At 70.5% G+C, this 25083-nt stretch carries 22 protein-coding genes; 11 read left to right on the top strand and 11 right to left on the bottom strand.

Translation table 11 applies throughout. The annotated features are described in order from the left end of the window. The 5 genes from ACVFYP_RS09425 to ACVFYP_RS09405 form a co-directional block, all read right to left on the bottom strand. Entirely contained in the window at positions 1 to 564 is a 564-nt protein-coding gene (locus ACVFYP_RS09425; RefSeq protein WP_499199914.1) for a c-type cytochrome, read from the bottom strand. 29 nt (positions 565 to 593) lie between these two features. Next, positions 594 to 1814 (bottom strand): PQQ-dependent sugar dehydrogenase, encoded by a 1221-nt coding sequence (locus tag ACVFYP_RS09420; RefSeq protein ID WP_499199913.1) that lies wholly within the window; start codon positions 1812 to 1814, stop codon positions 594 to 596. Positions 1815 to 1948: 134 nt separating this feature from the next. After that, on the bottom strand, positions 1949 to 2947 hold the full coding sequence (locus ACVFYP_RS09415; protein WP_499199912.1) for a Bug family tripartite tricarboxylate transporter substrate binding protein: 999 nt from the start codon (positions 2945 to 2947) through the stop codon (positions 1949 to 1951). A gap of 17 nt (positions 2948 to 2964) precedes the next feature. Then, a complete protein-coding gene (locus ACVFYP_RS09410; protein WP_499199911.1) occupies positions 2965 to 4128 on the bottom strand; it encodes an FAD-dependent monooxygenase in 1164 nt (387 codons plus the stop codon). A 118-nt stretch (positions 4129 to 4246) separates the two neighbouring features. Further along, positions 4247 to 5155: a LysR family transcriptional regulator gene (locus tag ACVFYP_RS09405; protein ID WP_499199910.1), complete on the bottom strand. Its 909-nt coding sequence runs from the start codon at positions 5153 to 5155 to the stop codon at positions 4247 to 4249. Between the two features lie 98 nt (positions 5156 to 5253). Between ACVFYP_RS09405 and ACVFYP_RS09400 the strand changes: the two genes are divergently transcribed. After that, complete coding sequence (locus ACVFYP_RS09400; RefSeq protein ID WP_499199909.1) at positions 5254 to 6618, top strand: M20/M25/M40 family metallo-hydrolase; 1365 nt, start codon at positions 5254 to 5256, stop codon at positions 6616 to 6618. Positions 6619 to 6640: 22 nt separating this feature from the next. Next, positions 6641 to 7525 carry a LysR family transcriptional regulator gene (locus tag ACVFYP_RS09395; RefSeq protein ID WP_499199908.1) on the top strand — a complete coding sequence of 295 codons (885 nt, stop codon included), beginning with the start codon at positions 6641 to 6643 and terminating at the stop codon, positions 7523 to 7525. 3 nt (positions 7526 to 7528) lie between these two features. On the opposite strand, the gene ACVFYP_RS09390 is transcribed toward ACVFYP_RS09395, so the two are convergent. Both ACVFYP_RS09390 and ACVFYP_RS09385 read right to left on the bottom strand, forming a co-directional pair. Continuing rightward, positions 7529 to 8524, bottom strand: coding sequence for a Bug family tripartite tricarboxylate transporter substrate binding protein (locus tag ACVFYP_RS09390; protein ID WP_499199907.1), 996 nt, complete (start codon positions 8522 to 8524; stop codon positions 7529 to 7531). 3 nt (positions 8525 to 8527) lie between these two features. Further along, complete coding sequence (locus ACVFYP_RS09385) at positions 8528 to 9352, bottom strand: IclR family transcriptional regulator (RefSeq protein ID WP_499199906.1); 825 nt, start codon at positions 9350 to 9352, stop codon at positions 8528 to 8530. A 109-nt stretch (positions 9353 to 9461) separates the two neighbouring features. Here ACVFYP_RS09385 and ACVFYP_RS09380 point away from each other — a divergent pair, with 109 nt between their 5' ends. From ACVFYP_RS09380 to ACVFYP_RS09360, 5 genes are all read left to right on the top strand, one after another. Then, positions 9462 to 9743: a (2Fe-2S)-binding protein gene (locus ACVFYP_RS09380; protein WP_499199905.1), complete on the top strand. Its 282-nt coding sequence runs from the start codon at positions 9462 to 9464 to the stop codon at positions 9741 to 9743. Beyond that, positions 9740 to 11107: an FAD/NAD(P)-dependent oxidoreductase gene (locus tag ACVFYP_RS09375; RefSeq protein ID WP_499199904.1), complete on the top strand. Its 1368-nt coding sequence runs from the start codon at positions 9740 to 9742 to the stop codon at positions 11105 to 11107. The genes ACVFYP_RS09380 and ACVFYP_RS09375 overlap by 4 nt, the downstream gene beginning before the upstream one ends. Beyond that, positions 11104 to 12219 (top strand): NAD(P)/FAD-dependent oxidoreductase, encoded by a 1116-nt coding sequence (locus ACVFYP_RS09370; protein ID WP_499199903.1) that lies wholly within the window; start codon positions 11104 to 11106, stop codon positions 12217 to 12219. The genes ACVFYP_RS09375 and ACVFYP_RS09370 overlap by 4 nt, the downstream gene beginning before the upstream one ends. 89 nt (positions 12220 to 12308) lie before the next feature. Further along, a complete protein-coding gene (locus ACVFYP_RS09365) occupies positions 12309 to 14342 on the top strand; it encodes a hydantoinase/oxoprolinase family protein (RefSeq protein WP_499199902.1) in 2034 nt (677 codons plus the stop codon). Then, positions 14342 to 16303: a hydantoinase B/oxoprolinase family protein gene (locus tag ACVFYP_RS09360; protein ID WP_499199901.1), complete on the top strand. Its 1962-nt coding sequence runs from the start codon at positions 14342 to 14344 to the stop codon at positions 16301 to 16303. The genes ACVFYP_RS09365 and ACVFYP_RS09360 overlap by 1 nt, the downstream gene beginning before the upstream one ends. A gap of 12 nt (positions 16304 to 16315) precedes the next feature. On the opposite strand, the gene ACVFYP_RS09355 is transcribed toward ACVFYP_RS09360, so the two are convergent. Genes ACVFYP_RS09355 through ACVFYP_RS09345 form a run of 3 tightly spaced genes read right to left on the bottom strand, consistent with a single transcriptional unit; the run spans position 16316 to position 19813 of the window. Beyond that, entirely contained in the window at positions 16316 to 17902 is a 1587-nt protein-coding gene (locus ACVFYP_RS09355) for an ABC transporter substrate-binding protein (RefSeq protein ID WP_499199900.1), read from the bottom strand. Further along, positions 17899 to 19371: a M81 family metallopeptidase gene (locus tag ACVFYP_RS09350; protein ID WP_499199899.1), complete on the bottom strand. Its 1473-nt coding sequence runs from the start codon at positions 19369 to 19371 to the stop codon at positions 17899 to 17901. Before ACVFYP_RS09350 ends, ACVFYP_RS09355 begins: the two co-directional genes overlap by 4 nt. Before the next feature lie 28 nt (positions 19372 to 19399). Next, the gene (locus ACVFYP_RS09345; RefSeq protein WP_499199898.1) at positions 19400 to 19813 is read right to left on the bottom strand and encodes a nuclear transport factor 2 family protein; all 414 of its coding nucleotides are present in this window, start codon (positions 19811 to 19813) and stop codon (positions 19400 to 19402) included. Between the two features lie 94 nt (positions 19814 to 19907). Between ACVFYP_RS09345 and ACVFYP_RS09340 the strand changes: the two genes are divergently transcribed. Further along, positions 19908 to 20633 carry a GntR family transcriptional regulator gene (locus ACVFYP_RS09340; RefSeq protein WP_499199897.1) on the top strand — a complete coding sequence of 242 codons (726 nt, stop codon included), beginning with the start codon at positions 19908 to 19910 and terminating at the stop codon, positions 20631 to 20633. Here ACVFYP_RS09340 and ACVFYP_RS09335 read toward each other — a convergent pair. After that, complete coding sequence (locus tag ACVFYP_RS09335) at positions 20630 to 21325, bottom strand: GntR family transcriptional regulator (RefSeq protein WP_499199896.1); 696 nt, start codon at positions 21323 to 21325, stop codon at positions 20630 to 20632. The two genes, ACVFYP_RS09340 and ACVFYP_RS09335, sit on opposite strands and share 4 nt — an antisense overlap. A gap of 177 nt (positions 21326 to 21502) precedes the next feature. On the opposite strand from ACVFYP_RS09335, the gene ACVFYP_RS09330 reads away from it, so the two are divergent. The 3 genes from ACVFYP_RS09330 to ACVFYP_RS09320 are packed head-to-tail and all read left to right on the top strand — an operon-like array spanning position 21503 to position 25082. Next, positions 21503 to 22477 carry a Bug family tripartite tricarboxylate transporter substrate binding protein gene (locus tag ACVFYP_RS09330; protein ID WP_499199895.1) on the top strand — a complete coding sequence of 325 codons (975 nt, stop codon included), beginning with the start codon at positions 21503 to 21505 and terminating at the stop codon, positions 22475 to 22477. Between the two features lie 11 nt (positions 22478 to 22488). Next, the gene (locus ACVFYP_RS09325) at positions 22489 to 22962 is read left to right on the top strand and encodes a (2Fe-2S)-binding protein (RefSeq protein ID WP_499199894.1); all 474 of its coding nucleotides are present in this window, start codon (positions 22489 to 22491) and stop codon (positions 22960 to 22962) included. Further along, complete coding sequence (locus ACVFYP_RS09320) at positions 22959 to 25082, top strand: xanthine dehydrogenase family protein molybdopterin-binding subunit (protein WP_499199893.1); 2124 nt, start codon at positions 22959 to 22961, stop codon at positions 25080 to 25082. Before ACVFYP_RS09325 ends, ACVFYP_RS09320 begins: the two co-directional genes overlap by 4 nt. Position 25083: the final 1 nt, after the last annotated feature.

The following is a 25083-nucleotide window of genomic DNA, read 5'->3' as shown; positions in this document are numbered from 1 at the left end:
TCACTCCCGGTGGGACAGGTAATGCGCCAGCGCGGTGAGCTGCGCATCCGACAGGCCGAAGACGGCACCGTTCATCTGGGTGTCGACGCCGACGCGGGTACCATCGCGATAGCCCTGCATGGCATGCAGCAGATACTCCTCCCGCTGTCCGGTGATGCGCGGAACCTGCTCGCGCCCCACCAGGCTCGGCAGGTGGCAGACGGCGCAGTTGCGCGGGCCGATCAGCGCCTGCCCGGCCTCCGCCAGCGCGGCATCGCGCGGCCGGCGATCTTCCGGCGGGCCGGGCGGCAAGGCGGCGAAATGCGCGGCAAGATCCTCGATATCCTGATCGGCCATGCCCTGCGCCACTGTGGCCATCACCGGCACATGGCGGATGCCCTCGCGGAACAGGATCATCTGGATGGTGATGAATCCCGCCTGCTGTCCGGCGAGGGAGGGTGTGCCCTCCATCTGGCTGCGCCCGTTCTCGCCGTGGCAGGCGGTGCAACGATCCGCCAATTCGGCGCCGCGCCGGGCATCCTGGGCCTGCGCGGCATGGGGAAGGGTGAAAAAAGCGGCGGCCATGACGGCCGCCGCGAATACGTCACGTAGCATCACGGGCGATAGGAGATGCGGTAGATCGCACCCATCTGCTCGCCGGCCACCAGCAGCGAACCGTCCCGCATCACATGCACATCGACCGGGCGGTCCAGAAAGCGCTGATTGGCATCGTCACGCAGGCCGGTCATGAATTCCTCCAGCCGCGTCACATTGCCCTGCGCATCCAGATGCGCGACCACAACGTCATAGCCGGTCAGCTGCTCCCGGTTCCAGGAACCGCGGCGGGCGATGAAGATCTGGTTGCGATACTGCTCCGGGAACATCGTGCCGGTGTAGAAGCGCATGCCGAGCGAGGCGGTGTGCGGGCCGAGCAGCGCGGCGGGCTGCACGAACTCGCTGCAATTGCGCCCCGCATTGAACTGCGGATCGGCGCTGCCGCCGGAGCAGAAGGGAAAGCCGTGATCCTCGCCGCTGCGACGGACGCGGTGCAGCGTGTCGTTCGGCCAGTCATTGCCGGCCCAGTCGCGGCCATTGTTGGTGGCCCACAGCTCCCGCGTCACCGGGTGATGTGCCATGCCGACGCTGTTGCGCACGCCACGCGCCTCGATCCGCCGGTCACTGCCATCGGGCGCGAAGGAGACCAGCAAGGCGAACTTGTCGCGGTCCGTCTCGCAGACGTTGCAGTTCACGCCGACATTCGTATAGATCCGGCCATCCGGGCCGATCGTCGCGAATTTCCAGTGATGGTTGCCGGCATGCTCCTGCTCCGTCGGCAGAGCGAAGGCGGCGGTCAGGTCCACCGGCTGCGGCACGTTGTCGAGGTTGGCCTCGATATTGTCGTAGCGCAGCACCCGATTGACCGCGAGCACATAGAGGCTGTCGCCGATCACGGCGAGGCCGTTCGGCTGCGCCAGGCCCTGCGCGATGGTCCGCGTGCGGGTGGTGCCATCCGCATTGCGGCTGACGGCATAGACGCGGCCGATGGCGCGGGTGCCGACAAAGATGGTGCCGTTCGGCCCTTCCGCCATCATGCGGGCGCCGGGCATGCCATGGGCATAGACCTCGGCATGGAAGCCCTGCGGCAGGCGGATGGCCGAGACCGGCAACTGCGCGGGCGGCGTCACCGTCAGCCGCGGCGCATGCGGGGCGAGCGTGGACCCTTCGGGCCGTCCGACGGCCCATCCGGGCACCGGCGCGGGGGCCGGGGCTTGCGCAAGGGCCGGTCCGGTGACGAGCACCGCGGCGAGCCCCCAAAGAAGGCGCCTGATGGACATGCTGTTTCTCTCCCTAAACCAGCCCGTGCCGGGCGTTGCCGGGCCGATGGAAGGACGAAACGGCATGCGCCGCAAGGCACGATTTCGCATATGGGAAGGCTTGCGCGCGGCAAGGTCGCCGGCCGGCGCGGGCCTCAGCTGCCCTGCACGCCGGCGTCGCGGATCACCTGGCTCCACTTCGCGCGTTCGCCGGTGATGGTGCTGGCAAAATCCTGCGACGAGGAGCCGACCACCTCCGCGCCGATCTGCGCGAAGGCCTGGGCCACTTCTGGCCGCTGGCAGATGGTGCGGATCGCCTGGGACAAAGCGCGCAGCGCCTCCTCCGGCGTGCCGGAAGGGGCGAGCAGGCCGTTCCAGACGGAGGATTCGAATTCCGGCAGCCCCTGCTCCGCCACCGTCGGCAGTTCCGGTGCCAGGGACGACCGGCGCAGGCTGGTCATCGCCAGGCCGCGCACCCGGCCGGCGCGGATGCCTGGCAGGTAGCCGCCGCTGAAGGCGAAGTGGATCTCGTTTTGCATCAGCGCCAGCTCGGATTCCGCCGCGGTGCGATAGGGCACATGCACCACCTCCGTCCCCGTCATGCTGGCGAAGAGCGCGCCGGTGAGGTGCGGCGAGGTGCCGGCGCCCGGAGAACCATAGTTCAGCGCGCCCGGCCGCGCCTTGGCCATGGCCACCAGCTCCGCCACATTGCGCGCCGGCAGGTCGTTGGGAACCGCCAGCGCCATCGGCGCCGTCGCCACGATCGACAGCGGCGCAAAATCCTTGGCCGCGTCGTAGCGGATGTTCGGGAACAGGCTCGGATTGATCGACAGGGTGGTGACGGAGCCCATCAGCAGCGTCGTGCCATCGGCCCGCGCCCGCGCCACCGTCTCCGCCGCCAGCATGGTGCTGGCGCCCGGCTTGTTCTCGATGACCACGGCCCGGCCGAGCAGCGCGCCCATCGGCTCCGCGATGATGCGCGCCCAGGTGTCGGAGGCGCCGCCCGGGCCATGCGGGCAGACGATGCGGATCGGCCGGTCGGGCAGCGCGCCGGTCTGGGCCAGCGCGGGCGCCGCCAGGCCGCCGGCCAGAAGGCTGGAACCGGCCAGCAGATGGCGCCGGGTCAGGCCGGTGTCGTTGTTCTTGTTGTTCATGACGTTTCCTCCTCCGTTCAGGCGGCCTGGCGCCGCGTGCCCGGCTCATCCAGCGGCGCCGTCACCGCGTCATAGCCATAGACCCAGTCGGTGCCGCCCGGCCGGCGCAGGAAGGTGTTCTCGGCCGAGAGGCTTTGGATATCCGTGGCGCGCGGCTTGCGGTTGGCTTCGTAGCGGCGGAAGGCGGTCTCGATGCCGCCGGCATCGGTTTCCGCCAGGCAGCGGGACAGGATCACCGCATCCTCCAGCGCCATCGCCGCGCCCTGGGCCATGTAGGGCGACATCGGGTGGCAGGCATCGCCCAGCAGGGCGACGCGGCCTTCCACCCAGCGCGGCAGCGGGTCGCGCGCCAGCAGCGCCCATTTCCAGACCTGCGGGCAAGCCGCCAGCACATGCCGCACCTCCGGATGGAAATCAGCGAAGGAGGCGCGCAGCGCCTCCACATCGCCGCGGGCGGACCAGGATTCCGGGGTCATCCAGGAGGGATCCTCCGGCTGGCTGGTGACGAAGTACACCTCGTCCCGCGCGGCGGTGATGTCGTACATCACGATGTGCCGGTCCGGGCCCCACCATTTGGTGCGGGAATTGTTCAGCCTTTGCGCGCCAAGCAGCGCGGTGGGGAAGACGGTGCGATAGGCGACGCGGCCGGTGAAGCGCGGCGCCTCCTTGCCCAGCATCCCCTCCCGCACCACGGAATGCACGCCATCGGCGGCGATCACCGCATCCACCGTCTCCGCCGCGCCATCGGTGAAGCGCAGCGTGACGCCGGCGGGGCCATGGTCCAGGCCGGCCAGCTTGCGGCCCAGCCGCAGGTCCGCGGCGGGCACGGCGGCCGCCAAAGCGGCGTGCAGGTCGGCGCGGTGCAGGCACATATGCGGCGCGCCGTAGCGGGCTTCCAGCGCATCGCCGCCGGGCAGTTCGTTGGTGACGGCGCCCGTGTCGTAATCCCGGTTCAACAGGCTTTCGGGGCGGAAGCCGATGCGGCGCACCTCCCCATCCAGGCCCAGGCCGCGCAGTGCCTTCATGGCATTGGCGCCCATCTGGATGCCGGCGCCGACGCGGGCGAAGGCGGGGGCCTGTTCGAAGACGGTAACGCGATAGCCGGCGCGGCGCAGCAGCGTGGCGGACGCCAGCCCGCCCAGCCCGGCACCCACAATGCCGATGTGACCCTTGGACGGCATGGCCGTTTCCTTCTCCCGACAGAGGCTACCTACAAAGCGGGGAAGGTTCTGAAAAATGCCGTCTCGTCATGCTTATCCATGCCATGTGGGCATGGGATGACCCACGACCGGCATGGCTTCAGCTCCAGGCACCTTCCGCCGCCACCGCCTGAACCTCCTGCCGCAGAATGTCCTCGGCCAGGGCGCGGGCCGGTGCGGGCGCACCCTCTCGCAGCCGCACCAGGCAGAGCGCGGTGCCTAGGCCGGGCGCCAGAAGCCGCGTCGCCGTCACCTCGCCCCGCACCACCGCCTCCCGCACCGTGGCGATGGTCAGGATGCCGTGGCCGAAGCCGGCGGCGACCAGCTTGCGGGTCAGCGCCACGCCATCGGCCTCCAGCACGATGTCGAGGCGGATTCCGGCCTCGGCCGCCGCCTGCTCGATGGTCAGGCGGGTGACATGCGGATGCGCCGGCAGGATCAGCTTCAGCCCTTGCAGGTCCCGCACCCGGCAGGCGCCGGGGCGCGGCGTGGCGCCGCCGGGGGCGACGAGGTACAGCGCCTCCCGCAACAGGGTTTCCCGCGCCAAAGCGTGACGGTCCGGCGGGTCGTGCATCAGCGCCAGGTCAGCGCGGCCGGTGGTGACCATGTCCAGCAGCGTGGCGTTCACCCCCTCCATCGCATGGATCGAGATATTGGGATGGTCCTGCCGCATGCGCAGCAGGAAGCGGGGCATCACCAGCGCGCCGGTGGTGGGCGGCACGGCGATGACGACATGGCCGGAGACGGAGCGTTCCAGCTCCGCCACCTCATCCTTGATCTGCCGGGCGGAGCGCAGCAGCAACTCCGCCCGGCGCAGCACCACAGCGCCGGCCGCCGTCAGCTCCACGCCCCGGGCGCGGCGCAGCATCAGCGGCGCGCCCAGCTCCTCCTCCAGCTTGCGGATCTGGCGGCTGAGCGCGGGCTGGGCGATGCGCAGCTCCTTCGCCGCGGCGGAGATGCTGCCGAGCCGGGCGACATGGATGAAGCTGCGCAGCTCGCGAAGGTCCATGGCGACCGCGTTTCCCTCGATATTGGCGCGATCATGCCGGCTTCTTGCCCTGCTGCCGAGGCCCGCTACAAAGAAGGTCTGATGGGCCGGAGACGCCGATGGACCAGGACCTCGCCGCCGTTTACGCGCATCTCGACGACCAGCGGGCCGCCTTCGTGCACCGCCTGGCCGAGTATGTGCGCCACCCCAGCATCAGCGCCCAGGATATCGGCATCCGCGACGTGGCGGAGCGCCTGTTGACCCTGCTAACGGAGATCGGCCTTCAGGTGGAGCTGATGGAGACCGCCGGCCATCCGATGGTGGTGGCCCGCTGGGACGGCGCGCCGGGCCAGCCGACGGTGCTGCTCTACGGCCATTACGACGTGCAGCCGCCCGAGCCGCTGGAGGCCTGGACCACCCCGCCCTTCGAGCCCAGCATCCGCGACGGCCGGATGTATGCGCGCGGCGTGGCGGACAATAAGGGCCAGCATCTGGCGCAGATCCTGGCCATCGAATCCCACCTCAAGGTGCATGGCCGCCTGCCCTGCAACGTCATCCTGCTGCTGGAAGGGGAGGAGGAGGTCGGCAGCCCCCATATCGCCGACTTCATCCGCAGCCATGCCGATCTGCTGCGCGCCGACCTGGCGGTCACCGCCGATGGGCAGCTGCACGCCTCCGGCCAGCCCACGCTGAAATTCGGCTCGCGCGGCGTGGTGGCCTTCGAACTGCATGCGCGGCATGCGAAGCGGGATGTCCATTCCGGCAATTTCGGCGGCGTGGTGCCGAACCCGCTTTGGACCCTGGTGCACCTGCTCGGCACGATGAAGAACGCCGCGGGCGAGATCACTATCGAAGGTTTCCACGACGCCATCATCCCGCCCAGTGCGGAGGAACGGGCCGCCGCCGCCGCCTTGCCGATCGACCTGCCCGCCTTCCAGCGCTCGCTGGGCCTGGAACGGCTGGACATGCCGGCGGACCGCCCCTTCTACGACCGGCTCAGCTTCCACCCGACGCTGACGCTGAACGGGCTGCATGGCGGCTATGGCGGGCCCGGCATGAAGACCGTGCTGCCGCACACGGCCTTCGCGAAATGCGACGTGCGGCTGGTCGCCGCCCAGGACCCCTCCGACATCCTGGACAAGATTGCGGCGCATGTGGCCAAGCATGCGCCGGAGGTCGAATTCGTCCGGGCGGAGGAGGGCATGTATCCGTCCAAGACGCCCCTCACCTCCCCGCTCGCCGCCCCGGTGCGCCGGGCGCTGACCGTTGCCTATGGGATGGAGCCGCTGCTCTATCCCTCCGGCTTCGGCAGCCTGCCGGGCTATGTCTTCACCGATATCCTGGGCATCCCGGCCTTCGTGGTGAACTACGCCAATGCGGATGCGGCGAACCATGCGCCGGATGAGAACATGACGCTGGACTGCTTCCACAACGGCATCCGCGCCGGCGCGGCGCTGCTGCACGAGCTCGGCAAGGGGATCTGAGGGCCACCCGGCCACCGCCCCCATGAACGCACGCGACATCGAGATCTTCTGCGAGATCATGCGCAGCAAGTCGCTGAGCCTCGCGGCCCGGTCGCTGCATGTCTCCCAGCCCGCCTTGTCGCAGGCGCTGCGGCATTGCGAGGACCGCATCGGCTATGCGCTGTTCCACCGCCATGCCGGGCGCCTGACCCCCACGGCGGAAGCCAACGCGCTCTGGCCGGAAGCCGAACGGCTGTTTCATGAGCTGCGCAGCTTTCGCGGCCTGGCGCGCGACCTGGGCGGGCATCAGGGCGGGCTGCTGCGGCTGGGCACCACCTCCTCGCTCGGGGTCTCGCTGGTGCCGAAGGCGGTGGCGCGGCTGCGGCAGGACTGGAAGCAGGCACGCATCTCGGTGAACCTGCTGCCGGTGCGGGAATTGGGGGAGGCGCTGCTGGCGCGCCGCCTGGATGTCGGGCTGGCGCTGACCTCGGTGGATGTGCCGGGGCTGGACCAGGCGCTGCTGGGCCAGGTGCCCTGCATCGTGCTGCTGCCGGCGGATCACCCGCTGGCGGCGGCTTCGGAACTCGGCCCGGCGCAGCTTGCCGGCCTGCCCGAGATCGGCTTCGGCGGCTGGCAGGATTTTGGCCACAGCCTAGACCTTGCCTTCAGCGCGGCGGGGGTGGAGCGGCGGATCGCGGTGGAGATCGGCAATACGGTGATGGCCGTGGCCATGGTGCGGGAGGGTATCGGCTTCGCCATCGTCGATGCCTTCGCCCGCGGCGCCCTGCCGCCCGGCGTCGTCGCCCGCCCCTTCCTGCCACGGGTGGCGCGCGACGTGGTGCTGCTGCGCAGCCGCATGCTCGGCAATCCGGACATGGTGGACCGGCTTGCCGAGATCATGCGCGGGCTGTGCGAAGCCGCGCTGTAGGGATCAATCCAGCCGGGCGCCGCTGGCGCGGACGACGGGCAGCCAGTAGCGGATTTCCTCCTGCAGGAAGTCGGCGAAGCGGGTCGGCGTATAGCCGCGCATCGGCGGCAGGCCGAGGTCGAGATCCAGCCGCCGCGCGGTGGTCGCGTCGCTCAGCGCCGTTTCCACCGCCGCGGCCATCCGCTCGACGATCGGCATCGGCGTATTGGCCGGCGCGAACAGGCCGAACCAGGAATAGGCGCGATAGCCGGGCAGACCGGCCTCGGCGCTGGTCGGCACGTCCGGCAGGACGGAGGAGCGCGCCTCGGTCGCCATCACCAGCGCGCGGATCGTGCCGGCATCATGATGCGGCTTGATCAGGCCGGGGACATCGGCGGTGAAGTGGATGACGCCCGCCAGCAGGTCGTTGAACACCGGCCCGCTGCCGCGATAGGGCACATGCAGCGCCTGGGTTCCCGTCATCTGCAGGAAGGCGACGGAGGAGATGTGGCCGGAGGCGCCATTGCCCGCGCTGCCATATTGGAAGCGGCCCGGATTGGCCTTCAGCAGCGCGATGAAGTCCTGCAGCGTGGTCACGCCGAGGCTGGACTGCACGGCGATGCCGATCGGCGCCATCACCGCGGGGGCCACCGGCACGAAGTCCTTCACCGGGTCATAGGGCAGCCGGCTGTAGAGCCCCTGCGCCAGCACCAGGTTGGAGACCGAGGCCATGACGAAGGTGTAGCCATCCGGCGCCGACTTCGCGACGTAATCCGCCCCGGTCGTACCGCCGGCGCCCGGGCGGTTCTCCACCACCACCGGCTGGCCGAGCCCCTCGCTCAGCTTCTGCGCCACGATGCGCGCGCTGCCATCGGTGGCACCGCCGGCAGCGAAGGGCACCACGATGCGGATGGGACGGTTCGGCCAGGCGGCCTGCGCCGCGGCGGTGCGGGACAGGGCCGGCAGGGCGAGGGCAGCGGTCAGCACGCCACGGCGCGACGGCAGAAGGGGGCGGTTCATGGGTCAGGTCTCTCCTTGTCTGGATGGCCGTGCGCGGCGCGGTGGCAGGCTCAGCCCTGCTTCGATGGATTGGACTTCCTGCCGCAGCAGGGTCAGCCAGGCATGGCGATCGGCCGGGGCCAGGCGCGTGGTGATGAAGTTGATGGCGATGGCCGCCGTCACGTCGCGCCCGGCCGGGCGGATCGGCATGGCGAGTACCGAAAGGCCCTGGATCAGCGACCCATTGGCCAGCATGAAGCCCTGTTCCCGGATACCGGCGAGGCTCTGGCGAACCGCCTCCGCCGTCGTGCCGTATTCGCGGTAGCGCGGTGCATTGGCGGCGAGGATGGCCTCCACCTCCGCCGGCTTCTGGCAGGCGAGGATCGCCAGGCTGCCGGAGCCGATGCCGAGTGGCAGCAATCCGCCAACGCCCTGGGTCAGGCTTTCGATGACGTAGCTGCCCTCCTGCCGATCGGCCACCAGCGCGTTCAAGCCGCTGCGGACGATCAGGAAGGTGGTCTCCTGCGTTTCCGCGGCGATGCGCAGCAGCGCGGGGCGGCACAGCCGGCGCAGGCCGCTGCCATCCGCCGCGCGTCCGGCCAGGGCGATCAGCCGCGTGCCCAGGCGGTGGCGGCGGGTCGCCTCCTCCCGATCCACCCAGCCATGCTGTTCCAGCGCCGCCAGCAGCCGGTGCACGGTGGAGGCCGAGAGGCCGAGGCTGGTGGCGAGGCGCGAAAGCTGTTCCCCCCCGTCGCCCGCCTCGCCCAGCCGTTCCAGCAGCCGCACGACGCGGTCCAGCACCTGGATGCCGGAGCTGGTGGTCTCGTCGGGCGGATCAGGGCGGTCCAAGGCGGCATCCCGGAAGCAGGGTGCTGCCGCTATAATTCCACAGAATGGAAATGAGAAGCTTTTCTTTCCATCTGGCAGAAACTACCATCCGCCAGCGATGCGGCGGGAGGTGGCCTTGCGGTTGGTGCGACTGGTCGATCAGGACCGCCCCGAAATCGGCTTCACCCTGGATGGCCAGCCCATGACCGCCCGCCAGGGCGACACGCTGCTGACCGCCATCCTCGCCGGGGGCGAGGACTTCCTGCGGACCAGCGAATTCGGCGACGGCCGCCGCGCCGGCTTCTGCCTGATGGGCGGCTGCCAGGACTGCCGGGTGCTGCTGGAGGGCGGCGATCGTGTTCGCGCCTGCACCACGCTGCTTCGGGCCGGCATGCGGCTGCGCCGGGCATGAGGGTCGCTGTGGTTGGTGCCGGTCCCGCCGGCGTGCGCGCGGTGGAACGGCTGGTCCAGGCGGGCCTTCGCCCGGTCTGGATCGACGAGGCGCCAGATGGCGGAGGCCGCATCTACCAGCGTCCGCCCGCCGGCTTCACCCGCACACCCAAGGCCCTCTACGGCTGGGAAGGCGGCCGCGCCGCGGCGCTGCATGCCACGCTGGATGCGCTGAAGCCGCAGGTGGATTGGCGGCCGGAGACGCTGGTCTGGAACATCCAGGCCGGCCGCCTCGACACGGTGAAGGACGGTTTGATCGGGGAGGTTGGCTTCGACGCCACCCTGCTCTGCACCGGCGCGATGGACCGGGTGATTCCCCTGCCCGGCTGGACCCTGCCGGGCGTCACCGCCATGGGCGCGGCACAGATCGCGCTGAAGGCGCAGGGCTGCGCCATCGGCCGGCGCGTGGCCTTCGTCGGCAGCGGGCCGCTGCTCTGGCTGGTCGCCTACCAGTACATGAAATCGGGCGCCGGCGTCGCCGCGGTGATCGACACCACCCCCTGGCGCACCAAGCTGCAGGCGCTGGCCGGGCTGCGCGACGGCGCGGCGACGCTCGCCAAGGGCGCTTGGTACGTCGCCCGCCTGCGCGCCGCCGGCATTCTGGTCCGCGAAGGCGCGACGCCGCTGGCCATCGAGGGCGAGAGTGCCGTGACAGGGCTGCGCTGGCGTGATGCGGCGGGGGCGGAGCATCGGCTGGATTGCGATGCCGTCGCGCTGGGCTGGGGCGTGCGGCCGGAAACGCAGCTGGCCGATCTCGCCGGCGTCGCGATGCGCTTCGACGCGCTGTCGCATCTCTGGGTGCCGCAGCGCGATGCGGCGGGGCGGACGGCGGTGCCGGGCCTCTATCTCGCCGGCGACGGCGCTGGCATCGGTGGCGCGGATGTGGCGGAACTGGCCGGCGCCCGCGCGGCGCTCGCTTTGCTGGAGGATGCGGGCATGCCCAACGATGCAGCCGGGGCGAAGCGGCTGGAACAGCGGCTGCGTGGCCAGGCGCGGTTCCGCGCGGCACTCGACCGCGCCTTCCCCTTCCCTACCCGTCTCGCCGCCGCCATGCCCGACGACACCATTCTGTGCCGCTGCGAGGCGGTGCGCGCGGGAGAGCTGCGCCAGGCCGCACGCGCCGATGTGGCGACCGGCGCGGCGCCGGAAGTGAATCGCGCCAAGGCTTTCACCCGCATCGGCATGGGCCGCTGCCAGGGCCGCATCTGCGGCGCCGCGGCGGCGGAGGTGCTGGCGGATGCATTGGGATGCGATGTGACGGAAGTCGGCCGACTGCGGGGCCAAGCGCCCGTGAAGCCGCTGCCCATGCCGGCGCTGGCGCCATGAGCCGCATCGTCGAAACCGAGGTTCTCGTCATCGGCGGCGGCGGCGCCGGCTGTTCCACCGCGCTGCACCTCGCGCTGCGGGGCGCCAAGGTGGTGCTGCTGGAACGTGGGCTGGTCGGGTCCCAGGCCTCCGGCGCCAATTACGGCGGCGTGCGCCAGCAGGGCCGCCACCCGGCGGAGCTGCCGATTGCGCGGCGGTCGCATGCCATCTGGCAGGACCTGCCGCGGCTGCTGGGCACGGATTGCGAATTCGTCGCCACCGGGCATCTGAAACTGGCCCGCAGCGCGGCGGAGGAGGCGGACCTCGTCGCCTATCTCGACGTGGCGCGCGACCATCAGCTGGCGGTGCGCTTTCTCGATCGCGCGACACTGCATCGCGATTATCCCTGGCTCGGACCCACGGTGATCGCCGCCTCCCACGCGCCGGAGGATGGCTCCGCCAATCCGCGCCTGCTCTCCCCGGCGCTGGCCCAGGCGGCGCGGAAGGCGGGTGCGACCATCCGCGAACAGGTCCGCGTCACCGCCTGCCGCAAGGACGGCGCGCATTTCGTGGTGGAGGCGGGTGACGAGACTTTTCGTGCCGATGTGCTGGTGAACACCGCCGGTTTTTGGGGTGGCCAGGTGGCCGATTGGTTCGGCGAGGCCGTGCCCGTAAAACCGCACACGCCCAATATGGGCGTGACGGAGCCGATCCCGTACTTCATCCGCCCCAATATCGGCGTGGCCGGCGGCGGCATCTATCTGCGTCAGATCCCGCGCGGCAACGTCATCTTCGGCGGTGGCCGGGGCATGGGTGATCCGGACGTTCCCTTTTCCCGCGCCACGCCCGAAGCGACGCTGGCGGCGATGCGCAAGGCGGTGGAGATCGTGCCCTCGCTGGCCGGCGTTTCCGTCATCCGCAGCTGGAGCGGCATCGACGGGCTGATGCCGGATGCGATCCCCGTGGTGGGCCCCAGCAGCAACACGCCGGGGCTGTTCCACGCCTTCGGTTTCTCGGGCCACGGCTTCCAGCTCGGCCCGGCCATCGGCGCGATCCTCAGCGAGCTGGTGCTGGATGGGCGGAGCGATGTGCCGCTCGACGGGCTTTCGATCCGGCGTTTTCAGGCCGCATAAGCCAGACTTATCCGCGACGCCGGATTCACGATCTGGCTCGCGGCCAGCGCATCGCCGATCCTCGGCACCACGTGACGGAAAGGCATAAGATGGCTTGGCGCATCGGCGTGGATATCGGTGGCACCTTCGCGGACTTCGTCGCGCTGGAAACCTCCACCGGGCGGCTGGAAACGCTGAAGGTGCTGACCACGCCGTCCGAGCCCGGCCAGGATGTCGCCACCGGCCTGCGCCGCCTGGCGGCCGATGGCCTGGTGCCGGCGGAGGTCGAGCGCTTCGTCCACGGCACCACCGTTGGCGTGAACACCATCATCCAGCGCCGCGGCGCGAAGCTCGCGCTGTTCACTACCGCCGGCTTCACCGACATGCTGGAGCTGGCGCGGCTGCGCATGCCCGATCCCTACAGCCTGTTCTGCGAGCGCCCCGCGCCGCTGGTGCCCCGCGAATCCGTCTTCGGCATCACCGAGCGCATGGATGCCGAGGGCCGCAGCGTGACGCCGCCGGACCGCGCTTCTGTCGCCGCGGCGCTGGACGCCGCGCTGGCGCAGGGCTGCGAAGGCGTCGTCGTCTCCTTCCTGCATGCCTGGCGCAATGCGGCGCATGAGGAGGCGGTCGCCGCCATGATCTGCGAGATCGCGCCGGACCTTTTCATCTTCCGTGGCAGCGAGGTCTGGCCGGCGATCCGGGAGTATGAGCGCACCACCACCTCCGTGCTCAACGCCTATGTGCATCCGCGCATCGAAGCCTATCTGGAGCGGGTGCAGGGCCAGCTCACCGCTGCCGGCATCTCCGCGCCGCTGCTGCTGACCACCTCCGCCGGCGGCACCATGACGGCGCAGCGGGGGCGGCGTGATTGCGTCGGCATGCTGCTGTCCGGCACCGCTTCCGGCGTTGTCGGCGCCGGCGTGGTGGCGCGGGCGGCGGGCGAGAAGCTGGTGCTGACGCTGGATATCGGCGGCACCAGCGCGGATGTGGCGCTGCTGGTCGATGGCGCGCCCTCCTTCGGCAGTGGCCAGGCGATCGGGGAGTTTCCGCTGGCGATCCCGACCGTCGCGGTGATCTCCTCCGGCCAGGGCGGTGGTTCCATCGCGCGGGTCGATGCACAGGGCGTGTTGCAGGTCGGGCCGGAAAGCGCCGGATCGACGCCTGGCCCCGCCTGTTTCGGGCGCGGCGGCAGCCATTTCACGGTAACGGATGCCGCGCTGATCTGCGGGATTCTGGGCCAGGGCCAGCTGGGCTTCGGTGCCATCGCGCCGGATCGCGCGCTGGCGGAAGCCGCGGCGCGGCCGATCGCGGAACGGCTCGGCCTGGATGTGCCGACGGTGGCGGAAGGCGTTCTGCGGGTGGCCATCAGCGGCATGCTGGTCGAGATCGACAAGCTGCTGGCCCGCGCCGGCGCGCATGCCAGCGAATTGACGCTGATGCCCTTCGGCGGCGCCGGGCCGATGCTGGGCGCGCTGCTGGCGGAGGCCGCGGGCATCCGCCGCGTGCTGGTGCCGGCGGTGCCGGGCACGCTCTGCGCGCTTGGCGCGCTGGCCGCCGATCTGCGCCGCGACACCATGCGCAGCCTGCTCTTGCCGCTGGCCGAGCCGGCGCTGCCGGTGCTGCATGAAACCTTCGACGCGCTGGCGGCGGAGGCCGCGACGACGCTGGTGGAGATGGGCGGTAGCGGGGAGTCGGAAATCAGCCTCGGCGCCGATCTGCGCTATCAGGGCCAGTCCTTCGAAGTGCCGGTGCCGCTGCCCGCCAACTGGCGCGAACACGGCACCGCCGCCGATCTCGCCGCGCTGTTCCACGCCGCGCACAGGGACGCCTTCGGCCATTGCGACGAGTTCGCACCGGTGGAAGTGGTGGGCCTGCGCGCCGCGGCGCTGCGCCGCGCGCCGCCTTTGCCCGTCCGCGACGACAAGGTGGTGGAGGCGGAAGCCGCGGCCGAGACCGCCATATCCCTCCGCCTCGCCGGCGCCTGGCAGGATGCTGGGCTGTATCGGCGGGAGGCGCTGGGCGCCGGCGCGCGGCTCACCGGCCCCGCCGTGGTCACGCAATCCGACTGCACGGTGCTGGTTCCCGCCGGCTGGCAGGTGCACGCCGATGCGCAGGGCAACCTCGTGATGGAGACGATCTGATGCGCACCGACCCCATCACGCTGCAGGTGCTGCGCAACCATTGCCGCGCCGCCGCCGAGAGCATGGCGACCACGCTGTACCGCACGGCGCATTCCACCTTCGTCAAGGAGACGGAGGATTTCACCGTCCAGTTCCTCGACGCCCAGGGCAAGACCTGCGCGGTGCCGCTGGACCTTGGCGCCACCTGGTATCCGGGCGTGGATTACGAGGCGGCGATCGGGATGGTGCCCGGCGGCTATGCGCCCGGCGACATCGCGATGACCAACGACCCCTATTCGGGCTATCTCGCGACCCATTCGCCGGACACCAATATGTGGAAGCCGGTGTTCCATGAAGGGCGCATCATCGCCTTCGCCGGTGGCCATATCCACAATGTCGATGTCGGCGGCGCCGTGCCGGCCAGCCTGTCCCGCACGCTGACGGAGGTGCATCAGGAAGGCATCCGTGTGCCGCCGTCCAAGCTGTATCAGGAAGGCGTGCTGGACGAGAAGCTGCTGCGCGTCATCCTGGCGAATGTGCGCGTGCCCGACCAGAACTGGGGCGACCTGAAGGCGCTGATCGCCGCGGTGAACACCGGAGAGCGTCGTATCCTGGATCTGGTGCGCCGCTTCGGCGTGGAGACGCTGGTCGATGGCATGGCGGATCTGCTCGACTATGGGGAGGCGCAGGCGCGCGCCGTGCTCGCCGGGCTGCCGGATGGCGACTATGCCTTCGCCGATTACTGCGACGAGGACGGGCCGGATGGCGACCCGCTGCGGCTGAAGCTGACACTGCGCATCATGGGCGATTCCGCCGTGCTGGATTTCACGGGCACCGATCCGCAGACGCTGTCCTCCATGAACGTGCCGACCGGCGGCCATGAGCGGCATTCGCTGGTGATGGTCGGCGTCTATTACGTGCTGTCGGCGCTGAGCCCGAAAATCCTGCTGAACTTCGGCACGACGCGGCCCTTCACCTGCATCCTGCCGGAAGGCAGCGTGGTGAACCCGCAGCATCCGGCCGCCGTGGGCATGCGCAGCCTGACCTGCGCGCGGCTGCGCAGCCTGGTCTTCGGCGCCTTCGTGCAGGCGGCACCGGAACGGCTACCGGCCGCGCCGGCCGGGTCTTCCTCCATCATCAATATCTCGGGCGAGAACCGGCGCACCGGGCGGCGCTCCATCGTCGCGGTGGCGCCGATCGTGGGTGGCGGCGGCGGCATGCCGCATCGCGACGGCACCGATGGCTCCGGCGCCGATGCCGCCTATCTCAAGAACAGCCCGATCGAGATCACGGAATCCGAAGCGCCGGTGCGCGTGCTGCGCTACGGGCTGATGCCGGATACCGGCGGTGCCGGCGCGCATCGCGGTGGTCTGGCCACCGTGCTGGAATTCACCACCGATGCGCCGGATGCGGTGGTGACCGCGCGCAACCGCGACCGCTCCGTCTTCCAGCCCTGGGGCACGCTGGGCGGCAGGCCCGGCGCGGCCAGCACCTTCGCGCTGAATCCGGGCACGCCGGCGGAGCGCAACCTGGGCAACACGGACCTGTTCAACCTGCCCCCCGGCGATGTGGTGCGCATCGTCTCCCCTGGCGGCGGCGGGCGCGGCGACCCCTTGACCCGGGAGGCCGCTGCGGTGCTCACCGATGTCCGGTCCGGGCGCCTGACGGCGCAGGCCGCCGAACGCGACTACGGCGTCATCATCCGCGATGGCGGTATCGACGCGGAGGCCACAACGCAGCGGCGCGCCGGTGAGGCCAGCCGCGGCGCCATGCGCTTCGACCTGGGCGCGGCACGGCTGGCGCATGAGCGGGTCTGGACCGAGGCGGCCTATCAGGCACTGCACGCCGTGCTGGCGGAGATGCCGGTGAGCTGGCGGGCCAGGGCGAAGAAATCGATCTTCGCCACGCTGCGCGCCACGCCGGAAGCGACGCCCGCCGAGGCCATCGCGCGCTTCCGGGAGAAGGCGGGGGCGGCGCGGTAGCGCCGCTTCACCTCAGCCCGGCGCGCGTGCCAGCCAGAAGCGCATGCGGCCATCGGCGAAGGCCGGGACCACGAAGCCCTTGCGGGAGGCGAGCAGCAGCGGGTCGCGATACAGCGGGATCATCCAGTAATTGGCCCGCTCGATGGCGAAGGCCTCGGTCAGCATCGCCGTGCGCCGGGCCGGGTCCATCTCCACCGCCACACGCTCCACCAGCGCATCCAGCGCGGGGTCGGAGGTGCGGCCGGCATTCCAGCTGCCGCGCCGTTCCGTGCGGCTGTGCATGACGTTGTTGAGGATGGAGAAGCCATCGAGCTGCGGCGTATTGGCCCAGCCCATCACATAAATGTCCTGGCCGCGCCGCTGGAAGGCCTGCATATAGGCGGCGAAGCGCACGCCGCTGTAGTTCACCCGCACGCCGATGCGCGACCACATCGCGGCCGAGGCCTGGCAGACGCGGTCCACATTCACGAAGCGGTCCACCGGGCATTGCATGTCCATGGTGAAGCCGTTGGGATAGCCCGCCTCCGCCAGCAGCCGTTTCGCGCCTTCCGGATCGTAGCTGGCGCGCTGCACGGATTGCGCGGGGTCATAGCCGGTGATCTGCGGCGCGATCATCGCATGGGTCGGCTGCGTCAGGCCGCGCATCACGGTGCGGGTGATGGCGCCCACATCCAGCGCCATGGTCATCGCCTGGCGAACACGGGCATCGGCCAGCGGGTTGCGATCGCCGCCGCCGGCGACGCGGTGGTCCTCATGCACGTTGAAGCCGTAATACATCACGCGCAGGTCTTCGGTCTCGACCAGCGTGATGTTCGGGTCCCGACGCAGCCGCTCCGCATCCTGCAGCGGCGTCGGGGTGATGACGTCCAACTGGCCCGACAGCAGCGCGGCCAGCCGCGTCGCGTCATTCGGCACCGGGCGGAAGGAGACGCGGTCGATATTGTGCTCGCGCCTGTCCCACCATTCGGGGAAGGCCTCCAGCACCGTTTCGGAATCCAGCTGGCGGGAGACCAGGCGGAAGGGGCCAGTGCCATTGGTCTGCACATTGGCGTAGCTGGCCGCACCGCGCGCCGGGTCGGTCGGCAACATGGCGTCATGCTGCTGCATCCAGCGCTCGCTGAGGATGGCGACGCCGGCCAGGTCGTTGATCAGCACGGGATAGGGGCCGCGCAGCTGCACATCGACCGTCTCCGGCCCGCTCTGCTCGACGGCGCTGATCATGTGGGTGACGGAGGCGTAGGGCGAATTCGGCACGCTGGCGCGGCGGAGGGAGGCCACGACATCCGCCGCCGTCATCGGCGTGCCGTCATGGAAGCGCACGCCCTGGCGGATGGTGAAGCGGTAGCGGTCCGGGGCCAGCACCTCCCACCCCGTGGCGAGGCCGGGCTCGAACTTCAGGTCGCGGTCGAGCCGGACAAGGGATTCATAGATATTGCCGAGCAGCGCCGCATTGGCCGTGCTGAACACGCCATGCGGGTCCATGGTCGTGACCTCACCGTTATTGCCCCAGCGCACCGTGGTCTGCGCGGCGGCGGGCGCGGCGAGCGTCAGGGAAAGCGCGGCCGCAACGGCTGCGCGGCGCCATGGAAAGCGGGTCATGCGTTGCTCCTGTCCAGCGGGAAGATCGGCCGGCGCACACGCCGGAAGTCGAGGGAATGCAGATCCAGCGTCGCGACGCCCGGGCCCTGGCAATCGACATGGCCCTTGGCCAGCGGCAGGAAGGCCGGGCGATGGTTGGTCTTCGCCTTCAGGATGACGTAGCGGAAGCGCGTCGGCTCCAGCCCGAAGATGCGGTATTGCAGCGGATCCAGCGCCTCCACCCGGCCTTCGCTGACCAGCAGCGTCAGGCGCCCCGTCTCCAGCACCGCGCAGCGGCCGAGATCGACGGGCATGCCGGTGAAGATCGGTCCCTCCACCGTGAAGCGGCCCATGGCCAGCGTGCGCACCGTGCCGGTCAGGCGCAGCGGCACCAGCTGTTCCTTCAGCGCCGGGATCGGCATCTTGGCGCCGATGTCGAGGGTGATGGTGGCGCCCACCCCGGCCTCGATCATCCGCGCCACCGCCTCCGGATCGCAGATCGGCCCGGCGAGAATGCCGTCCATGCCACGGTCCAGCGCGGCGGCGATGACGGCCATGGAATCCATGGTGCCGCCGGAATGGCAATTGTCGGAGAAGTCGGCGAGGATCACCGGCCCGTCCGTCATCGCCGCCGCACGATCCATCGCGGCGTCGAGGCTCTCGAAAGGCGCGGGGCGAAATTCCTCGCGCAGCGACCAGGCAAGGTCGGCGATGGATTGCGCCGCGGCGCGGGCGCGTGCCACGTCGCCGTTGGCGGTGGCCAGCACCGTCATGCAGGTGTCCTGCGTATCGGCCAGCGGGAAGCCGGTGAAGACGGTGACGCTGGGCAGGCCGTCGCGCTCCGCCGCATCGGCAGCCGCGATCAGCCGCGACATCGGCTCCCGGTCCGTCAGGCACTTCACCATATCGGGCAGCATCGGCACGCGCGCGGCGACGGTGACGGGGTTCAGCCGGCCCTCCAGCACATCGCGCAGCAACTGCCCGGCCTTGCGGCCGGTCTCCGGCATGTCGGTATGCGGGAAGGTACGATAGCCCGGCATCACCGTGCAGTTCTCGATGAAGAGATCCGAGAGGTTGGCATGGGAATCGAGCGAGACGCCGATCGGCAGGCCGGGCCGGATCTGGCGGATGCGCGACAGCAGCTCGCCCTCCCCATCCTCCGCGCCCTCGGCGACCATGGCGCCGTGCAGGTCGAGCATCATCGCGTCGCAGCCCCGCGCCGCGGCGCAGAGGATATCGCAGAGCCGTTCGAAGACATCGCGCTGGACGGGGCCGGAGGGCAGGCAACGCGCGGCGATGGGCAGGCTGACCTCCGCCCCCATCGCCTCTGCCACCTCCAGCAGGCCGGACAGGCTGTAGCCTGAATGGCGGAAGGCGCGGTAGGCGGCCTCGCCATGGATCGGGCCGCCTGGCCCGAAATCCTCCCACCGCGTTGGCACGGGCGAGAAGGCGTTCGTCTCGTGCTTGAACATGGCGGCGACGATTTTCATGCGCGTGATCCCGATGCGTTGCGGTGGCTCAGTCGGGCCGCACGATCTTCCAGTAGGTGTCCTTGTTGTGGACCAGCCCGTCCTTGAACTCCCACAGGTCGCAGCCCTGGTAGTTCAGCTCCGTGCCATCGGCCGACTTGCCGGTGACGCGCCAGACGGAGACGGCGCGGTCGCCGGCGACGTATTCATACTCATGGGTCCAGGCCATGTCGGGGATCACCTTGAAGCGGTCCGCCAGCACCTTGTGGACGGCCGCCTTGCCCCGGATGGCGCGGCCCACCGGCTCCGGCCCGCTGGCCATGAAGAAGGTGCAGTCATCGGTGAAGTAGGTCATGATCCGGTCGGCATCGCGGCTGTTGAAGGCGGCGGCGATTTCCAGGATCAGCTCGACATTCACGGGCCGTCCGGCGCGTCCGGTCGGCACTTCGGCGATCTGGCTCATGGCACTGTCCCTGAAGGATCGGTTGACTGGGATACTGCTGGCACGCCGAAGATCGGTCAATGTTTTTGAAGACAATCTCCGCTAGAGTCTCGCCATGACCCGCGCGCCCTATCTCGACCTGCCGCCCCAGCCCCCCGGCCCACTCGAACAGGGCGGCCTGCCCGACTTCGTCGCCGCGCGGCTGCGGGAGGCCATCCTCTCCGGGGCCATCGAGGCGGAGGCGCTGCTGCGGCAGGAGGATATCGGCCAGCGCTTTGGCGTCAGCCGCCCCCCGGTGCGGGAGGCGCTGCGCCAGCTGGAGGCCGAGGGCCTCGTCGTCTCCCGCCCCCGCCGCGGCTATGTCGTGGCCCGCCTCTACCCTTCGGAGATCGCCGAGATCTTCGACATCCGCATGGTGCTGGAGGCCCAGGCGGCCGAGCACGCCGCCCGGAAGCGGACCGCGGAGGATCTGCGCGCCATGGAGGCGTTGGTGGCGCAGATGGAGCTTATCCGCATCGAGAGCGCGGAGGATGGCCTGCGCTTCTCCCTGCTCAACCGCGAATTCCACGACCGCATCTGCCGGGCCGGCGGGCGGCGCTTCTCCGGCCAGGTGCTGGCGACGCTGCGCAACCAGGTGGAGCGCTATGTGCGCCTGGGCTCCGCCCTGGTCGGCAATGTGGACCGTGTGAACCGCGAGCACCGCGCGATCCTGGAGGCCTGCCGCGCCGGCGATGCCGAGCAGATGGCCGCCCTCAGCCTGGCCCATGTGCGGGAGACGGGGCAGCGCCTGCTGGCCGGGCTGGAACAGGCGAGCGGGCGGCGGGAGGAGGACGCCCCCTAAATCACCCGCGCGGCACGCTCCAGCGCCAGGCGCAGATAGCCGGCGGTGCGGCGGTAGTGCTCGACCAGCAGTGCGCAGGCCTCAGGCACCTTCCTGGCCAGCGTCGCCTCCGCCAGGGCCTCATGCTCCGCGGCCACGTCGCGGCTGGGATAGGCGGCGGTCAGCGCCACGCTGCGGTAGCGGCTGGCGCGCTCGCGCAGCGTTTCGCAGAAGCCGAGCATGGTCGGCGATGGGCAGGCGCCGACCAGGGCGCGGTGGAAGGCGATATGCGCCGCGTCCCAGGCGGGGTCATCGCGCGGGCTGGAAGGGTCGGTCCGGCGGGGCAGATTGGCCAGGCGGTAGCGCGCCACCACCAGCCGTTCCTCCCACAGCGCATCGCCGGCCAGAATGGATTCGCGCAGCGCGACCTCCTCCACCCAGCAGCGGGCGCGCAGCAATTCCTCGAAATCGGCCAGGGTGATGGGCGCGGCGCGGAAGCCGCGCTGGTCCAGCCGTTCCACCAGCCCTTCCGCCGCCAGGCTGCTCAGCGCCTCCCGCACCGGGCTGGCGCCGGTGCCGTAATCCGCGGCCAGCACCTGGACCTTCAGCTTGCGGCCGGGCGGCAGGATGCCGTCGATGAGGTCGCTGCGCAGACGGCGATAGACCTGTGTGGCGAGGGTGGTGGGCTCCGCGGGAGCCTGATTCGGCATCATGCCGCCAGAATGCGGCGCGGCACAAATCTCGCCAAGCGCATTGCGCGATAATTTTTGTCGATATAATTTGCATACAAGCCAGATAGTCGTTTTTCTGGTGGGGGACTGCCAGGGCGCAACGTCGCCCGGCCGGCGCGGCGAAGGCCGTGCGGGCTCCGAAGGGAAGGAAATCGAAGAATGCTGCATCGTCGCCGAGATCTTGCCGCCCTGGCCGGCCTCGCTTTCGCCGCGCCGGCCCTGCGCTCCGCCCGCGCCCAGGCCGCCTGGCCGGACCGGCCGGTGCGCATCATCATCCCCTTCGCCGCCAGCGGTGGCGCCGACACCTTCACCCGCCTGCTGACCGAGCCGCTGGGCCAGGCCTTCGGCCAGCCCTTCGTGGTGGAGAACCGCCCCGGCGGCGGCGGCATCATCGGCACCGATGCCGTGGCCCGCGCCACCGATGGCCATACGCTGATGATGCTGACGGTGACGCATACGGCGAATGAGACGCTGATGCCCAACCGCCCCTATGTGCTGATGCGGGATTTTGCCCCGGTCGCCTGCCTCAACCGCACCTATCAGGTGCTGGTGGTGAATGCCGACTTCCCGGCGCGGAACGTGGCGGAGCTGATCGCGCTGGCGAAGGCGCGGCCCGGCACGCTGGACTATGCCTCCTCCGGCCCCGGCACGCCGTATCACATCGCCTTCGAGGTGTTCCGCCATGCCGCCGGCATCCAGGTGCAGCATGTGCCCTTCCGCCTCAGCGGCGATGCCCGCAACGCCATCGCCGGCGGCACCGTGCCGATGATGTTCGACGGCATCGCCACCATGATGCCGCTGATCCAGTCCGGCCGGGTGCGCGCCTTGGCCACCACCGGTCCTGTCCGCTCCTCCCTGATGCCGGACATCCCCACAGTGGCGGAGACGGTTCCGGGCTATGAACAGGTGGGCTTCAACGGCGTGATGGCGCCGGTCAGCACGCCGCCCGCCGTGGTGCAGCGGCTGAACACCGAGATCAACCGCATCCTCGGGACCGACTCCATGAAGGCCGCCTTCGCGCGCCTGGGGGCGGAGATGGCCCCGATGAGCGTGGCGGAATACGACACGCTGCTGCGCACCGATATCGAGCGCCGGCGGGAATGGATCCGCCTGGCCGGCATTGAACCGCAGTGACAGGACGCCGCATGGTCTCGTTCATCCTCAACGGCGCGCCGGTGGCGCTGGATCTGGCGGAGCAGGTGCCGCTGCTGGCCGCGCTGCGCGGCCCGGCGGGCCTCTCCGGCCCGCATTTCGGCTGTGGGGTGGAGGCCTGCGGCGCCTGCGCCGTGCTGCTGGACGGCGTGCCCGCCATGTCCTGCGCCCTGCCGGTCGGCGCTGTGGCCGGCCGATCGGTGACGACGGTGGAGGGCCTCGGCACGCCGGAGGCGCCGCACCCGCTGCAGACGGCCTTCCTGGAGGAACAGGCGGGGCAATGCGGCTATTGCCTGCCCGGCATCCTGGTCGCCGCCGCGGCGCTGCTGCGGGCGAATCCTTCGCCGGATGACGCGGCGGTGCGCCAGGCGCTGGATCCGCATCTCTGCCGCTGCGGCAGCCACAACCGCATTGTCCGCGCCGTGCTGCGCGCGGCCGCGCGCATGAGGGAGGCCGTTCCGGCATGAGCGCGAGCGCGAACCCGCCCAAGCTGCCGGCGAGCCTGCAGGTCAATCCGCGCCTGTCCCAGTGGCTCGATTTTCCGGGCGAGGGGCGGGTGACGATCCGCCCCGGCAAGGTGGAGATCGGCCAGGGCATCCTGACCGCCCTGTCGCAGATCGCGGCGGATGAGCTGGATGTGGCGCTGTCGCGCATCGAGGTGCAGACGGTGACGACGCCGGACAGCCCGGATGAGGGCGTGACCTCCGGCTCGCTCTCCGTGCAGAACAGCGGCGCGGCGCTGCGCCATGTCTGCGCCGAGGCCCGCGCCATCTTTCTGCAGGTGGCGTCCCAGCGTAGCGGCGTGGCGCTGGAGGATCTGCGGGTGGAGGATGGTGAGTTCTTCGGCCCGGATGGCACCGTGGGGTCCTATTGGGACCTGGCGGCGCAGCAGCTGCTGGAGAGCGACGCGACGCCCGGCGCCCGCGCCAAGCCCGCCACGGCGCGCCGCATCGCCGGCACCTCCTCCCCCCGCCGCGACCTGCCAGACAAGGTTTTTGGGGTCGCGCGATTCCTGCACGACATGCGGCCGGACGGACTGCTGCACGCGCGCGTCATTCGCCCACCCTCCCGCGCCGCGATGCTGCGCGACGTGCCGGAGATCGCCCTGCCCGGCGGGGCCCGCATCGTCCGCGACGGCAGTTTTGTCGCCGTGCTGGCGGAGGCCGAGCATGAGGCGGAGGCGGCGGCAACACGCCTCGCCGCCGTGCTGCGATGGGACGAGCGCGACACGCTGCCCGATGAAGGCGCGATGCCGGAATGGCTGCGCGGCGCTGAGGCCAATCACAGCGTGGCGCTGGAACGCAGCGCGGAGGATGCGCCCGCCCCAGCCCAGCGCGTCACCGCCAGCTTCTTCCGCCCGCCCATCGCCCATGCCTCCATCGGCCCGTCCTGCGCCATCTCGCAATGGCATGGGGAGACGGTGGAAATCTGGTCGCATACCCAGGGCCCCTACAATCTGCGCATGGACATGGCGAAGGCGCTGCGCATGCCGGAGGAGGCGGTGCTGATCCGCCATGTCGAAGGCGCCGGCTGCTACGGCCATAACGGCGCCGATGACGTGGCCTTGGACGCCGCTTTGGCGGCGCGCGGCGCGCCAGGCCGTCCGGTGCGGGTGCTGTGGAGCCGCGCGGATGAGCTCGGCTGGTCGCCGGTTTCCTCCGCCATGGTCGTCGATGTGGATGCGACGCTGGATGCCCAAAAGGCCATTGCCGGCTTCCAGGTGGATGTCATCAGCAACGGCCACTCCTCCCGCCCCGGCCGAGGCAAGCTGCCGACGCTGCTGGCCGCCGCCGATCTCGCCGAACCCTTCGCCGTGCCGCCCGCCATCAATCACGGTCTGGAACGCGGCGGCAGCGCGCATCGCAATGCCGTGCCGCTGTATCGCATGCCCAATCTCCGCGTGACGCTGCGCACGGTGACGGACATGCCCTTCCGCACCTCCGCCATGCGCGGCCTGGGCGCGCCGGTGAATGTCTGGGCGCTGGAATCGGTGATGGACGAACTCGCCGGGCTGGCGGGCGAGGACAAGCTCGCCTTCCGCCTGCGCCATCTGGACGACGAACGCGCCGCCGCCGTGCTGCGTGCCGGCGCCGAGATGGCCGGCTGGGAAGGCCGCGTGCGGCGGGAAGGTGTGGGTCTCGGCATGGCAGTGGCGCGCTACAAGAATCTCGGCGGCTGGTGCGCCGTCTTCGCCGAGATCGAGGCGGAAGAGGTGATCCGCGTACGCCGCATCTGGATCGCCGCCGACCTCGGCGAGGTGGTGAACCCCGATGGCGCCGCGAACCAGCTGGAAGGCGGCGCCATCCACGCCACCAGCCAGGCGTTGAAGGAGGCGGTGCGCTTCGACCGCCGCCGCATCACCAGCGACAGCTGGGAGGCCTATCCGATCCTGCGCTTCTCCGAGGTGCCGGCGGTGGAAGTGAAGTTGATCGACCGGCCCGAAATGCCGCCGCTCGGGGCCGGCGAACCCTCCTTCGGCCCCACCGTCGCCGCCATCGCCAATGCGATCCATGACGCGCTGGGGGTGCGGCCGCGGGTGATGCCCTTCACGCCCGAAAACCTCGCCACCGCACCGCAGGCACCCTGAC

It is taken from the genome of Roseomonas sp. F4 (assembly GCF_053891155.1).
Note: the sequence above shows the minus strand (reverse complement) of the source record. Positions and strands in the feature narration are given on the sequence as shown.

Bases quoted from the DNA above. Each gene is read 5' to 3' on its own strand.
- ACVFYP_RS09335 (WP_499199896.1), bottom strand. From the start codon at position 21,325: ATGATGCCGAATCAGGCTCCCGCGGAGCCCACCACCCTCGCCACACAG.
- ACVFYP_RS09390 (WP_499199907.1), bottom strand. From the start codon at position 8,524: ATGAACCGCCCCCTTCTGCCGTCGCGCCGTGGCGTGCTGACCGCTGCC.
- ACVFYP_RS09345 (WP_499199898.1), bottom strand. From the start codon at position 19,813: ATGAGCCAGATCGCCGAAGTGCCGACCGGACGCGCCGGACGGCCCGTG.
- ACVFYP_RS09400 (WP_499199909.1), top strand. From the start codon at position 5,254: ATGGACCAGGACCTCGCCGCCGTTTACGCGCATCTCGACGACCAGCGG.
- ACVFYP_RS09415 (WP_499199912.1), bottom strand. From the start codon at position 2,947: ATGAACAACAAGAACAACGACACCGGCCTGACCCGGCGCCATCTGCTG.
- ACVFYP_RS09360 (WP_499199901.1), top strand. From the start codon at position 14,342: ATGCGCACCGACCCCATCACGCTGCAGGTGCTGCGCAACCATTGCCGC.
- ACVFYP_RS09325 (WP_499199894.1), top strand. From the start codon at position 22,489: ATGGTCTCGTTCATCCTCAACGGCGCGCCGGTGGCGCTGGATCTGGCG.
- ACVFYP_RS09375 (WP_499199904.1), top strand. From the start codon at position 9,740: ATGAGGGTCGCTGTGGTTGGTGCCGGTCCCGCCGGCGTGCGCGCGGTG.
- ACVFYP_RS09425 (WP_499199914.1), bottom strand. From the start codon at position 564: ATGGCCGCCGCTTTTTTCACCCTTCCCCATGCCGCGCAGGCCCAGGAT.
- ACVFYP_RS09330 (WP_499199895.1), top strand. From the start codon at position 21,503: ATGCTGCATCGTCGCCGAGATCTTGCCGCCCTGGCCGGCCTCGCTTTC.
- ACVFYP_RS09420 (WP_499199913.1), bottom strand. From the start codon at position 1,814: ATGTCCATCAGGCGCCTTCTTTGGGGGCTCGCCGCGGTGCTCGTCACC.
- ACVFYP_RS09405 (WP_499199910.1), bottom strand. From the start codon at position 5,155: ATGGACCTTCGCGAGCTGCGCAGCTTCATCCATGTCGCCCGGCTCGGC.
- ACVFYP_RS09395 (WP_499199908.1), top strand. From the start codon at position 6,641: ATGAACGCACGCGACATCGAGATCTTCTGCGAGATCATGCGCAGCAAG.
- ACVFYP_RS09370 (WP_499199903.1), top strand. From the start codon at position 11,104: ATGAGCCGCATCGTCGAAACCGAGGTTCTCGTCATCGGCGGCGGCGGC.
- ACVFYP_RS09350 (WP_499199899.1), bottom strand. From the start codon at position 19,371: ATGAAAATCGTCGCCGCCATGTTCAAGCACGAGACGAACGCCTTCTCG.
- ACVFYP_RS09355 (WP_499199900.1), bottom strand. From the start codon at position 17,902: ATGACCCGCTTTCCATGGCGCCGCGCAGCCGTTGCGGCCGCGCTTTCC.
- ACVFYP_RS09365 (WP_499199902.1), top strand. From the start codon at position 12,309: ATGGCTTGGCGCATCGGCGTGGATATCGGTGGCACCTTCGCGGACTTC.
- ACVFYP_RS09340 (WP_499199897.1), top strand. From the start codon at position 19,908: ATGACCCGCGCGCCCTATCTCGACCTGCCGCCCCAGCCCCCCGGCCCA.
- ACVFYP_RS09410 (WP_499199911.1), bottom strand. From the start codon at position 4,128: ATGCCGTCCAAGGGTCACATCGGCATTGTGGGTGCCGGGCTGGGCGGG.
- ACVFYP_RS09320 (WP_499199893.1), top strand. From the start codon at position 22,959: ATGAGCGCGAGCGCGAACCCGCCCAAGCTGCCGGCGAGCCTGCAGGTC.